The 13,138-nt window shown below is 27.8% G+C and carries 9 protein-coding genes; 8 read left to right on the top strand and 1 reads right to left on the bottom strand.

Going from position 1 to position 13,138, the window contains the following annotated elements:
• The first annotated feature begins 13 nt into the window (after positions 1 to 13).
• The 7 genes from IC218_RS08290 to IC218_RS08260 all read left to right on the top strand — a co-directional run bounded on the left by IC218_RS08290 (position 14) and on the right by IC218_RS08260 (position 9,913).
• Positions 14 to 823, top strand: a complete 810-nt coding sequence (locus IC218_RS08290; protein WP_227824200.1) for a carbohydrate ABC transporter permease — start codon at positions 14 to 16, stop codon at positions 821 to 823.
• Positions 824 to 877: 54 nt separating this feature from the next.
• Positions 878 to 2,626: a DUF4091 domain-containing protein gene (locus IC218_RS08285; RefSeq protein ID WP_227824199.1), complete on the top strand. Its 1,749-nt coding sequence runs from the start codon at positions 878 to 880 to the stop codon at positions 2,624 to 2,626.
• Between the two features lie 261 nt (positions 2,627 to 2,887).
• Positions 2,888 to 3,859, top strand: coding sequence for a glycoside hydrolase family 5 protein (locus tag IC218_RS08280; protein WP_227824198.1), 972 nt, complete (start codon positions 2,888 to 2,890; stop codon positions 3,857 to 3,859).
• Positions 3,860 to 3,863: 4 nt separating this feature from the next.
• Positions 3,864 to 6,167: a glycosyltransferase gene (locus tag IC218_RS08275; protein ID WP_227482872.1), complete on the top strand. Its 2,304-nt coding sequence runs from the start codon at positions 3,864 to 3,866 to the stop codon at positions 6,165 to 6,167.
• A gap of 10 nt (positions 6,168 to 6,177) precedes the next feature.
• Positions 6,178 to 7,254 (top strand): hypothetical protein, encoded by a 1,077-nt coding sequence (locus IC218_RS08270; protein WP_227824197.1) that lies wholly within the window; start codon positions 6,178 to 6,180, stop codon positions 7,252 to 7,254.
• 16 nt (positions 7,255 to 7,270) lie between these two features.
• The gene (locus IC218_RS08265; RefSeq protein ID WP_227432503.1) at positions 7,271 to 8,689 is read left to right on the top strand and encodes an MBOAT family O-acyltransferase; all 1,419 of its coding nucleotides are present in this window, start codon (positions 7,271 to 7,273) and stop codon (positions 8,687 to 8,689) included.
• 15 nt (positions 8,690 to 8,704) lie between these two features.
• Positions 8,705 to 9,913 (top strand): alginate O-acetyltransferase AlgX-related protein, encoded by a 1,209-nt coding sequence (locus tag IC218_RS08260; protein ID WP_227432504.1) that lies wholly within the window; start codon positions 8,705 to 8,707, stop codon positions 9,911 to 9,913.
• A 58-nt stretch (positions 9,914 to 9,971) separates the two neighbouring features.
• On the opposite strand, the gene IC218_RS08255 is transcribed toward IC218_RS08260, so the two are convergent.
• The gene (locus tag IC218_RS08255; RefSeq protein WP_227432505.1) at positions 9,972 to 11,360 is read right to left on the bottom strand and encodes a cation:dicarboxylate symporter family transporter; all 1,389 of its coding nucleotides are present in this window, start codon (positions 11,358 to 11,360) and stop codon (positions 9,972 to 9,974) included.
• Positions 11,361 to 11,698: 338 nt separating this feature from the next.
• Between IC218_RS08255 and IC218_RS08250 the strand changes: the two genes are divergently transcribed.
• On the top strand, positions 11,699 to 13,033 hold the full coding sequence (locus tag IC218_RS08250) for a CoA-disulfide reductase (RefSeq protein ID WP_227824196.1): 1,335 nt from the start codon (positions 11,699 to 11,701) through the stop codon (positions 13,031 to 13,033).
• Positions 13,034 to 13,138: the final 105 nt, after the last annotated feature.

Genomic DNA, 13,138 nt, shown 5'->3' with positions numbered 1-13,138 from the left:
AGGTAGGTATAATATGAAAACAACAAAGAGATTATTGAGTGATGGGTTGCTATTATTTATAGCATGTACAAGCTTAGTACCATTTATATACATGTTGATAATATCATTAAAGGTAACATATAATTCATACAATTTGGATATATCTTTTTCAACAGTAACACTTCAAAACTATATAGATATATTTACTAAAAAAGGATTTACGCAATATTTTTTAAACACAGCCATAGTATCTTTTTCAGGAGTACTGTTAAACTTAGTATTTAGTACATTAGCAGGGTATTCTTTTGCGAAGATGGATTTTAAAGGTAGTGATAAGTTATTTTTATTTATGATAATGACTTTAATTATACCATCTCAAGTTACAATGATACCACTTTATATAATAATGAAACACTTAGGATGGATAAATAGTTATTTGGCTCTTATTATGCCAATACCAACTGCATTTGGTGTATTTATAATGAGACAAGCTATTTTAGGAGTACCAAAAGAACTCTTAGAATCAGCAAAAATAGATGGTTGTTCAGACCTTAGAATTTTAGTACAAATAGTGTTACCTCTAATCAAACCAGCATTAATTACACTAGCTATATTTACTTTCATGGGAGCATGGAATGAGTTTATGTGGCCTCTTATAGCAACAACTAAAGATGCAATGAGGACATTAACAGTAGGGTTATCCACTCTTAAGACATTCCAGATAACAAATTATGGACAAATGATGGCAGGAGCAACAATAACATTTTTACCTCCATTTATTTTCTATTTAATTTTACAAAGTAAATTTGTTGAGGGTGTATCTTTATCTGGTATAAAAGGTTAAATAGTCTAATTTAAAAATACAAAATAAAACTATAGATGCGGAGGAAATCAAAACATGGAAATTTCATATATATTGAAAGATTGCACATTTAAACACAATAAATACTCAGTTATAGAAGCTGAAACTTGGGAACATAAGGATTTAAATATTGTAGTAGCTAAAGGTGAAAAATTTGCATTTCAAATTATGCTGAAAGCTACAGAAGAATTTAATTGCACAATTGATGGTAGTAGTACTATATCATGGAAAGGCTTGGGAAATAGAGTAAGATTAGGTCTAAATGTGCCTGATGGATTAGAAAATAATTTTAGTATAAATATATTAGGGTACGTTCAAGATGATACAAAAGCATTTGTAAATGATGCTATTTTGAGAGATAAAGATGTACTAGTGGAACAATATTTGCCTCAAACGTTTTGGATTGAAGGGCAAGTACCTGAGGATTTTTTAGGAAATAAGTTTAATATAAGTATTGATATATTCAAAAGTTTTGGTTATGAAGATGAAGAAAAAGTTTTTACAGTTGATGTGCCTATAGAAGTAAAAAATGTTGTGTTAAAGCCTTTGGACGAAAGTAAATTCTTTTTAGATTTATGGCAACATCCAAGTTGTCTAGCTAGAATGTATAAAGTTGAATTGTGGTCTGATATACATTTTGAGATAATAGATAATTATCTCAAAGAACTAGCATCTTTAGGAGAAAAAGTTGCAACAGTTATAGTTTCAGATTATCCATGGGCAGGTCAAAGTTGTTATAAAGTCTATAAAAATCCATCAAACTTATATGAATACAACATGGTAGGTGTCTCAAAAGATTTAGATGGAAATATCAAGTGTAATTTTGAAAGCATGGACAAGTATATAAGTATAGCTAGTAAGTACAAAATGGCTCAGGAGATAGATTTATTTGGTCTGTTAGGTAATTGGTGTGCTGGAGAGTTTGGAAACCCTATAGAGGGCTATAAAGACCCTATAAGAGTAAGATACTTTGATGAAAAAGACAAAGTGTTTAAATTCATAAATAATACAGATGATTTAAAAGAGTATATAGGATTAGTATTAAATCATTTAATAGAATGTGGTCTATGGGATAGCATCAGAATTATAGCCGATGAACCAAATAATCCAGAGGTTGTAAAAGAGTGTATCAAATTTATAAACTCTACTGTAAGTACTCATCAAGTTAAATATAAATCAGCAACTCATGACCAAAACTTTTTAGATAGAGCTAAAGATGAAGTTGATGACATGTCAATAAATTTAAAACTTACTATTCAAAATTATAAAGATATAGAAAATCTAAAGAAAAAAATGCATGATAAAGGTGGAATATTGACTTGGTTTGTTTGCTGTTTCCCAGAAAAACCAAATAGTTTTATAAGTTCTCCTTTTGTAGAAAATAGAATAATAGGGTGGTACACTTATTATTTTGGTCTTGATGGATTTTTAAGATGGGATTATAATTTATGGACAGAAGACCCTTGGAAAGACGCAAGTTACAAATTCCCTATTTGGAAAGCTGGAGATATGTTCTTTGTTTATCCTGGAAAAGATTTAAAGCCTGTTAGAAGTGTTAGAATGGAAAACTTAAGATTTGGCATACAAGATTTTGAGTTATTTACTATGTTAGAAAAAGAAAAGGGAAGAGAATATATAGAAGTTGAGCTTATGCAAACTCTATTAAATAAAAAAGAAAATGCTGAAATTAAAGGTTTCGGAAATATAGAGCTTGGATATTCACTAGATAATTTTGGATATGATAAGGTCAAAAAACAAGTTTTAGATTTGTTAGATAAGTTATAAAAAATATAAGGCATTATATCGAGAAATAATCAAAGTTATTTTAAGATATACTGCCTTATATTTTTTTAAAAGTATATTTAGAATAAAATTTATAAAGAAGCATAATTAGAGATAACATGATATAATTTAATTTGTTATAATAGGGTACTAATGATATTAAAGCTTCTATAGATAGACTAAAACTAGTAAAGTAATATTATACAAAAAATAAGTTAGGGGGAGAGGAACATAAAAAGAATAGGTATTAGTATAGCAGCCTTTTTGAGTATAGCTTTTATTGGATTTTATTTTATAATAAGAGGAGATAATGATAAAGTTACAATGCAACGAGGAATAAACATAGGTAATGCGTTAGAATCACCAAAAAATTTTCCTTGGGATGTTAAAATGTCAGATAAGTATTTTGATGATATAAAAATGGCAGGTTTTGATACAGTCCGTATACCAGTAAGATTTTCTGATTACACTTCAGATTCTAATGATTATAAAATTGATGAAGAATTCTTCAAAAAGATTGATGGGCATATAAAGTATGCTTTGGATAAAGAGTTAGTAGTTGTGTTAGATTTACATCACTTTGAAGACATTATGAAAGAACCACAAATTAATAAAGAGAAGTTTTTAAAAATATGGCAACAAATAGCTAATAGATATCAAAAATATGATAAAAAATTGGTTTTTGAATTATTAAATGAGCCTAAAGAAAGCCTATCTCCACAGTTACTAAATGAATACTTTAAAGAAGCTATAAATATAATTAGAAAAACTAATCCTAAAAGGACAATTATAGTGGGTCCATACAATTACTACCAAATTGATTATTTAAAGGATTTAAATATTCCTAAAAATTCTAATATAGTAGTTTCATTTCACTATTATGAACCAAATGATTTTGCATTCCAAGGAAATATCTATCATAAAGGGTTTGAGAACTTAAGCAATATTACTTGGGAAGGAACAAATGAACAACTTGAGTATCTAAAGAAAAGATTTGATACAGTAGAGAAATGGGCTAATAAAAATAATGTAAAAGTTTTATTGGGAGAGTTTGGAATAACAAAAGAGGCACCAGAAGCTTCAAGAGTAGCTTGGATAAAAGCAGTAAGAGAAGAGGCTGAAAAACGAAATTTTTCATGGGCTTACTGGGAACTTGCCTCTGGATTTGGAATATATAATCAAGTTGAAGGTACTTGGGATGAAGATATATTGAATGCACTAGTAGGAAAGAGGTGATTTGATGAAGAAAAATTCAAAAAAGGTACTTATAACCTTAACTATTATTACTAATATTATATATATATTGTGGAGAATTTTTTATACAATACCTAAAGAAGAAGGGATGTTTGCATTAATTTGTGCGATAATACTACTTTCAGTGGAGTTAATAGGGATGATGGAAATGTTTGTACATTACTATGGAATGTCTAATATTGAGTATCCTGAAAAGCCAATTATAAGTGAAGAACTTTATCCACCTGTGGATGTATTTATTGCAACATATAATGAGTCTGTTGACTTGGTAAGAAAAACAATAAATGGATGTCTTCATATGCAATATCCTGATAAGAAAAAGGTACATATATATATATGTGATGATGGTAATCGTGAAGAAATGCGTCTTCTGTCAGAAAAAATGGGTGTCAATTATATAACTCGAACAGAAAGAGAAGGAGCCAAAGCTGGAAACCTAAATAATGCAATGCAGCATACAAACTCTCCTTTGATTGCTACATTTGATGCAGATATGATACCAATGCATGATTTTTTAATTGATACAGTACCATACTTTTTAAAAAATGAACAGGCTAAAAAAGATGGAGAAAAAGAACAATACGAAAAGATTGGTTTTGTGCAAACTCCACAAAGTTTCTATAATCCAGATTTATTCCAATTTAATTTACACTCTGAAGGTAGAATTCCAAATGAACAAGATTATTTTTATAGAGATATTCAGTTAGCTAGAAATAAAACCAATTCTGTAATTTATGGCGGTAGTAATACAGTTATTTCAAGAGAAGCTTTAGATGAAGTTGGAGGATTTTATACTTTTTCTATCACAGAAGATTTTGCAACAGGGATTTTAATTCAAAGTAAAGGATATAGATGCTATGCTATTCCAGAAGTACATGCATCAGGATTATCTCCAATAGATTTAAAAAGCCTTATTAAACAACGTGAAAGATGGGCACGTGGATGCATACAGACAGGTAGACGATTGAATATTTTGTTTAGAAAAGGTTTAGGATTTTGGCAGAAAATAAGTTATATTTCTTCAATTACTTATTGGTATGCAAGTATAAAACGCTTTACTTATATAATGGCTCCCATTTTATTTTCAGTCTTTAATGTAATTGTTGTAAAATGCACATTACTTCAAGTATTAATATTTTGGTTACCTATGTATATTTTAAGTAGTTTATCCCTTAAAATATTTTCTCAAAATATAAGAAACACAAGATGGACTAATATATATGAAACTATAATGTTTCAGTCTTTAATGCCAGCAGTAATACTTGAAACATTTGCAATATCTAAGAATAAATTTTCAGTGACCAATAAGAGTAAAGCAGAAGAAAAAAGAATATATAAGGTTTTGCAAGGAGCACCATATTTTATATACATAGTGCTATCTATAATAGGAATCTTAAAGATGTTTATATCAATATTTAAAATGAATTCAATGACATACTCAGTCGTACTGTTTTGGTTAATTGGAAATCTTTTTAATCTTATTATGGCTATGCTGTTTATATCAGGAAGACAACAATTAAGAAAATCTGAGCGTTATGTTGCTGAAATTGATTTTAAACTAAAGCAAAATTCGTACATTCTTTCTTCAAAAACAATTGATATATCAGAAAATGGATTTGCGTTTTTATTGGAAAATCCAGAGTATATTTCTCCAGAAGAATTTGAGGTAGAGTTTAAAGAAAAATCAGGAAATGAAATATATATAGCTAGTATGAAGGCAAAGATAGTTAATGTTGTGGAAATAAACTCAAAGTGGAAGTATGCATGTTACATTACACACATTGAAGATAATCAATTTGATAATTGGATGTGTATTGTTCATGATAGGGTGCCGACTTTGCCAATGACAATATCTAATCAATTAGGTTTTTTTGATGACTTGCAAATTAATGTAAAAAAACGTATTGAAAAATCTAAAACTTTATCGAGAAGAAGTCCAAGAATTAATACAGATTTCCAAAGTGATATAGAAAATATAGGTAAGGTAAAACTGGTAAATTTTAATTATCAGTATGTATTACTAGGTTTTGAAAATAAAGATATTTATCCTCAAAAAATAGAAATAGAACTTAATGAAAATATTATACTTGAGTGTGATTTATGTGAAGGTAAAGCCGATATGAGGGGTGTTTTATACAAAGTAAATAATATTGATAGTATAATGCAAAATTTATTTTTAAGAGAGGAAATGATGGAGTGGATATTACAACATAAAACAATTATAATTTCAAAACCTAATGAAAAGAAAGACGAATGCACAGATGAGTTTGAGCCAATGAAATATATTTAGGAGAGATAAAATGAAAATTTTAAAAGTATTTTTGTGTTATTTAAAATATTTTATTTTAGTGTTTATTTTTTTTATAAACAGTACTTTTACAAGTTCAGGAATAAGTAATAAAAATTTAGATTTATCTTTTAAAAAGGTGGAAAGTAATTTAAGTGCTAACATTATACATGAAAATACAAGTATAAAAATAGAGACAGATAGTTCTAAAAATAATAAAGAACGTTATCTATATATTTATAAAAATATAAAAGATGACTGGAATGTATTCCATAATTTTTATATTGAGATTCAAAATAAGAATAAAAGTCCTCAGCGAATTAATTTAAACATACAAAGTAAGGATACGCTTGACTTTAAGTTAAAAGAAGGTAGCGAAATATTTATTGAAAATCAAAATATAATATATTCAGATAAAATAAAAGATGGATGCATAGATATACCAGGTGAGTTTGAAGGAAAAATTTATGTGAATTTTAGCAGTTTTATAAATGATAAAAATAATGTCATGTTAGATTCAGATGTTCTATCAGATATTAACGGGTGGGGAATCACATTTATTCCATCTAGTGAAGAACATAATGTTATTACTATAAGAAAAGTATCTTTACTTTTAGAGGAGCAACTTGAATCCTTGCATAATATTAAAATAATTGGCGATGAAGAAGTACAAATACCTGTATTGGGTCAAAGTATAAGTCAATATAAAGTGTCAGGACTGGAACAGAGTTCAAAAATTAAGTACTCATTTGTAGAAAAACAAAACAATGTAAATATATCTCAGGAAGGTAAATTAACATTAAATAATGAAGTACAACCTGGAGAAATTATTTTAAAAGTTAATGTTGATGACAAGTTTAAAGTTGGAAAGAAGATAGTATTGACTCAGTCTTGGAGTATTAATCAAAAAGATAAAGATGGTGTTCCGTATACCTTAGTATCCCCTAAACAATCACCAACCGTACAAAATATGAAAACAGTAAATGCTATGAATAATAGTGTAAATTTTATTCGCATTTTATTTATATCCTTATTAGCAATATGCTTAGGGATATACTTATATTGGAAAAAACACTTAAAAACTGAGTAAAGAGAGGAGGTATAGCATGTTATTTTCAAGTTTGATTTTTTTATTTTATTTTTTGCCAATAACTTTGGTATTATATTATTTATTTAGATTTAATCGGACAATCCAAAATATGATATTACTTATTGTTAGTTTATTTTTTTATGCCTGGGGAGAGCCGAAATTTGTTGTTATTATGATAGCTTCTATAATAATGAATTATATATTTGGTTTGATAGTAGACAGATATAGAAAAAGTAAAGTAAAAGTAAAGATTATTTTGATTTTGATGTGTATATATAATATAGGTGTTCTATTTATATTTAAATATCTAGCTTTTGCACTAAGAAATATTAGTTCGCTTATTAACACAGAACTTGCGATTCCAAGCATTGTTTTACCTATAGGTATTTCATTTTTTACCTTTCAAGGAATGTCTTATGTTATAGATGTTTATCGTGGACATGGAGAAGTTCAAAAGAATCCTTTTTATGTAGGATTATATATAGCTTTTTTCCCACAATTAATAGCAGGGCCTATAGTTAGATATGAAAGTGTTGCAGAACAAATTCATAACAGAAAAGAAACATGGAATAAATTTTCTATTGGAACATGTAGGTTTATAACTGGTTTAGGTAAAAAAATATTAATTTCTAATAATATGGCAATAGTAGCAGATTATATTTACACTATGAATAGTCAAGGTTCAATAGCTACATCGTTGGCTTGGCTTGGTTCAATAGCTTATACTTTACAAATATTTTTTGACTTTTCTGCGTATTCAGATATGGCCATAGGTTTAGGTCTTATGTTTGGTTTTAAATTTGAAGAAAACTTTAATTATCCATATATTTCAAAATCAATTTCTGAGTTTTGGAGAAGATGGCATATTTCTTTAGGAATGTGGTTTAAGAGTTATATATACTTTCCACTTGGTGGTTCTAGAGTTTTAAATAAAGACATTATGATTAGAAATATGTTTATAGTATGGTTATTTACTGGAATATGGCATGGTGCAGAATGGACATTTGTGATTTGGGGGATTTTGAATTTTGTTTTTTTAATTATAGAGAGATTTATAATGTTTGAAAAGATTGAAAATCATAATCTCATAAAACATATTTATACTTTACTAGTAGTAAACTTTGGATGGGTACTGTTTAGAGCTCCAAATTTAAATGAAGCATATAACTATTTTAAAGCTATGTTTGGTGCAAGTGGAGTTATGTGGAGTGACTATACATATATGTTCTTGAAAGAATATTTGATTTTCTTTATATTTGCATTTATTTTTAGTGTACCTATTGCAAAAAAAGTTAATAAATTTGTTGTTGAACAAGCTAAATACAGTACATTATTTAATTTATTTTATCCAATTTGTTCTATTTTATTGTTCTTTATTTCTGTGACATATTTAGTAACTGGAAGTTATAATCCATTTATTTACTTTAATTTTTAGCTGAGGAGGAAAAGTATGAATAGATTTTTTAAAGTAAGGCTAATAACTACAATTATATTCTTAGTTGTTTTATTCACCTTCTCTATCTCTAATATCTGTTATTCTGGAAAAGATATGATACAAGAAATAAAAAAATCAATTAATGATAAGAATAGTTTAAAGGATACTATATCGTCTATTGATAATACAGTAAATGACAAAGTGATATATAAAAATACTTTTATTGAAACTTATGGATATTTGCAAAAACTAATGGGTAAAAATGAATTTTCAAAGTTTAGTGTTGTGAAAGATACTTCTGGCAAAATGCATTACACATATTTTGCTAAATCTCCAAATCAAGTTGATGTATTGTCAGACAGAGTAAGTAAGTTCTCTAAGGAAATGGATAAACAAAATACTAAATTAGTTTATTTAATGACTCCAGATAAATATATAAAAGGAGTAACACAGTTTCCTAAAGGCATACCTTATTCCTATAGTAATGAGACAGCAGATAATTTTTTAAATGAACTAAAAAATGATAATGTTGACTATATAGATTTTAGAAAAAATATTTTAAAAAGTGGTATTTCAAAAGATGAGTTATTCTTTAAAACAGACCACCATTGGAAAGTAGAGACTTCTTTTTGGGCATTTGGAGAATTGATTGAACAGCTTAATAAAAAATATAACATGAAATTAGATGAAAATTATTATTATAGAGATAAAGAAAACTATAATTCGATTGTATATCCTAGGTCATTTCTTGGTTCTATGGGAAGGAAGACGGGAATTTTATATGGTGGAATAGATGATTTTACACTAATTTATCCTAAATTTAAGACGAATTATACATACTATACAGATTCTAAATCTCAAAAATTTGAATTAAAAGGAAGGTTTGAAGAGAGTTTGATATTATCATACCCTTTTAATGCTGACCTTAATTTAATGGATGGACAATCAGATAAATATTTTACATACTTATTGGGGAATCGTCCACTAGTTAAAATTAAAAATATAGAAAATCCAGAAGGATTAAAAGTGTTATTTGTTAAGGACTCATTAATTGTACCAACAGCAGCATTCTTTTCTTCTGTTTGTTCAACTATGGATATGATAGACCCTAGATACTATGATGGAGATATATTAGAATATGCAAAGTCTCAAGATTATGACTTTGTTTTTATATCTGTATATCCTCAAAACCTTACAAAAGAATTTTTTCCATTTTGTAAATAAAATAAAAAATAAATGGCTAACTTTGTACTATGTTAGCCATTTATTTTTATAATATTTTTTAAGAAATGTTTTTCTTATTGAATACTTCTTTATCAACTTTTCCAAGTGACTTACCTACAGTAATTGAAGATACCATAGCACCATTGACATTTATCATTGTACGTCCCATATCTAGTATAGGGTCTATTGCAAGTATTCCACCAACTAGTGGGAAATAAGAGCCAAGACCTACTCCAGAAATAACAACTGAAACAGCTATTGTAGCAGTTCCTGGAAGACCTGCTATTCCAAGTGAACTAATTGTTATAACAATTAACAGCATAACATAAAAACTGATATCCATATTTACTCCAGCCATATTAGCAAGAGTAACAGCCATTAAAGCAGGATATATGCCAGCACAACCATTCATACCCATGTTTGCACCTAAACTTGCTGTAAAGCTTGATACACCCTCATCAACTCCGTGATTTTGTACTAAACTTTCTATCGTAACGGGTAATGTTCCCAAACTAGAACGTGAAGTAAATGCTAGAAGTAGAGCTTCAGTTGAATTTTTTATATAAGTAATAGGATTTAGACCATTTAAAGTTATAAAAATTAAATGTATAACAAATAATATTGCAACTGATATATAAAGAGCTAATATAAAATATAAAACAGAAATTATTGAACTAATACCTTGTGAAGTTATTGTATTAGCAAGTAGTGCAACTACAGCATAAGGCATAAATTTGATAACAGTCATAGATACACTAACAATTATCTTGTAAGATGCTTCTATAAAATCTATAAATGGATTTATAGTTTCAAAATGTTTTTTACTTAGTCTCTTTACTGAGGTACCTATAAATGTAGCAAATATTATTGTAGCTACAATATTTCCATTTGCCATAGCCATTACAGGATTTGATGGTAATAATCCTCTTAAAGTATCTACAAGAGAGTTTATTTCCTTAAGCTCTTGATTTCCACCTAAACTGGATAAATCAGCTCCTACTCCTAATCTCATCGTGTTTGCAACAACAATTCCAACAATTGCTGCTATAGCCGTAGTAATAAGGAGCATTCCTAAAGATTTAAATGTCAAAGTTCCAAGGTTATTATCTTTCATGTTAATAATTACTTTTATAATTGATAAGAAAACTAAAGGTATTACTAACATTTTTAATAAGTCCATAAATCCAGAACCAAATAAACTATACCATTTGCTTACTTCTTGTAACCAAGTAATTTGAGTTGTATCAGTAGGAAAACCAGCAAAAGCTTGAATAATAATTCCCAATATAAGACCAATTATTGTAGCATATATTGTTCTCAATGAAAATTTGATTTTTTTCTTTTCAAATTGTCTAACAATAAAAAATATACCTATAAGTAATAATATGAAAAAAATCGTTTTAAAATCTGTAATCATAAGAAATTGTGATAAGAATGAGTTTTCCAATATTTTTTCTCCTTTGTCTAAAAATAAATTTTTCTAAGCTTAAATGATATCAATATATTAAAAAAATGTCAATATTATATCACAATTTACCGAGATAGAATAAAATAATTTAATTTATCAAAATATGATTAAATAGATGAAAAGGGGGTATAATATATGTTTAAAGACTTTGAATTAGATTAATGGATGTAAGAACAACTTTTATAAAATTTGATTTCAAATAAAAAGATGTTAAAAAAATAACTAAAATTATCATGAAAATATATACATAGAATAGATATTAAATGAAAAGTTTAAACTAAGTAGAGAAATTAATTAGACGTCTAAGGAGAGATAAAATGAGAGTAATAATAATTGGTGGTGTTGCAGCTGGTATGAGTGCTGCAGCGAAATTAAAAAGAATTAAACCTGAATACGAGGTTGTAGTTTATGAAAAAACTGAAATAGTGTCTTTTGGAGCTTGTGGGTTGCCATATTTTGTAGGTGGTTTTTTTGATGATGCTAATGATTTATTGGCAAGAACACCTGAAAAACTTAGAGAATCGGGCATTGATTTAAATATATTTAGAGAGGTTGTTGCAGTTGATACTAAGTCTAAGAAAATAAAAATAAAAAATGTAAAAACAGATGAGATATACGAAGATTACTATGATAAATTGATGATAGCAACTGGGGCAAGAAGCATTCTGCCTCCTATAAAAAATATAGATTTAAAAAATGTTTCTACACTAAAAAGCCTATATGATGGAGAATATCTAAAAAAATTATTAAGTGGAAAAGAAATAAAAAAAGTAACAATAATAGGTGCTGGATTTATAGGATTAGAAGCAGTTGAAGCATGCAAAAAATTAGGTAAAGATGTACATGTAGTTCAATTGGAAGAGAGAGTATTACCACAAGTATTTGATAAGGAAATTACAGATGTCTTAGAGGATGAAATAAGAAATCACGATGTAAAATTGTATTTGGATGAGATAGTTGTAGAATTGTCTGGAAAAGATAAAGTGGAAAAAGTAATAACAAATAAAGGTACAATAGATACAGATGTTGTGATAATTGCTACTGGTGTAAAACCTAACACGGAATTTTTACAAAATACAAATATAAAAACATTAAAAAATGGAGCTATAGTAGTTGATGAATATGGCAGGACTTCTGTTGAAGATATATATTCTGCTGGTGATTGTGCAACTATAAAGAATATAGTGAGTAATGAAAATGCATATATACCTTTAGCAACTGGAGCAAATAAATTAGGTAGGATAGTAGGAGAAAACTTAGCAGGTAAAGAAGTCTCTTATCAAGGTTCTCTATCCTCAAGTTGTATAAAGGTTATGGATATGGAGGCTGCCTCAACTGGAATTACAGAGAAACAAGCTAGTGATTTGGGATTAAACTTCAAATCCAAATTTATTTCTGATTATAATCAAACTCACTATTATCCTGGAAGAAATAAAATATATGTAAAACTTATTTACGATGCAGAGACAAAAGTTATTTTAGGTGGACAAGTAGCTGGTTTTAAAGATGCTGTTCAAAGAACTAATGTGTTGGCAGCTGCTATCTTTGGAAAAATGACCACAAGTCAACTTGGGATGTTAGATTTATGTTATGCTCCACCATTTGCAAGAACCTGGGATGTATTAAATGTAGCTGGAAATGTATCTAAATAATTTTATCTAAATAACTATTAATAATTAAGTAACTATTAATAAATTAAATAACAGTAATAAATATTAAAGGAATGAGTTTACCCTAAAATAATTTTATCTAAGGTA

The organism is Clostridioides sp. ES-S-0005-03 (genome assembly GCF_020658455.1).
GTDB lineage: Bacteria > Bacillota > Clostridia > Peptostreptococcales > Peptostreptococcaceae > Clostridioides.
Note: the sequence above shows the minus strand (reverse complement) of the source record. Positions and strands in the feature narration are given on the sequence as shown.

Coding starts and splice junctions, on each gene's coding strand:
- IC218_RS08265 (WP_227432503.1), top strand. CDS start 7,271: ATGTTATTTTCAAGTTTGATTTTTTTATTTTATTTTTTGCCAATAACT.
- IC218_RS08285 (WP_227824199.1), top strand. CDS start 878: ATGGAAATTTCATATATATTGAAAGATTGCACATTTAAACACAATAAA.
- IC218_RS08260 (WP_227432504.1), top strand. CDS start 8,705: ATGAATAGATTTTTTAAAGTAAGGCTAATAACTACAATTATATTCTTA.
- IC218_RS08275 (WP_227482872.1), top strand. CDS start 3,864: ATGAAGAAAAATTCAAAAAAGGTACTTATAACCTTAACTATTATTACT.
- IC218_RS08250 (WP_227824196.1), top strand. CDS start 11,699: ATGAGAGTAATAATAATTGGTGGTGTTGCAGCTGGTATGAGTGCTGCA.
- IC218_RS08290 (WP_227824200.1), top strand. CDS start 14: ATGAAAACAACAAAGAGATTATTGAGTGATGGGTTGCTATTATTTATA.
- IC218_RS08270 (WP_227824197.1), top strand. CDS start 6,178: ATGAAAATTTTAAAAGTATTTTTGTGTTATTTAAAATATTTTATTTTA.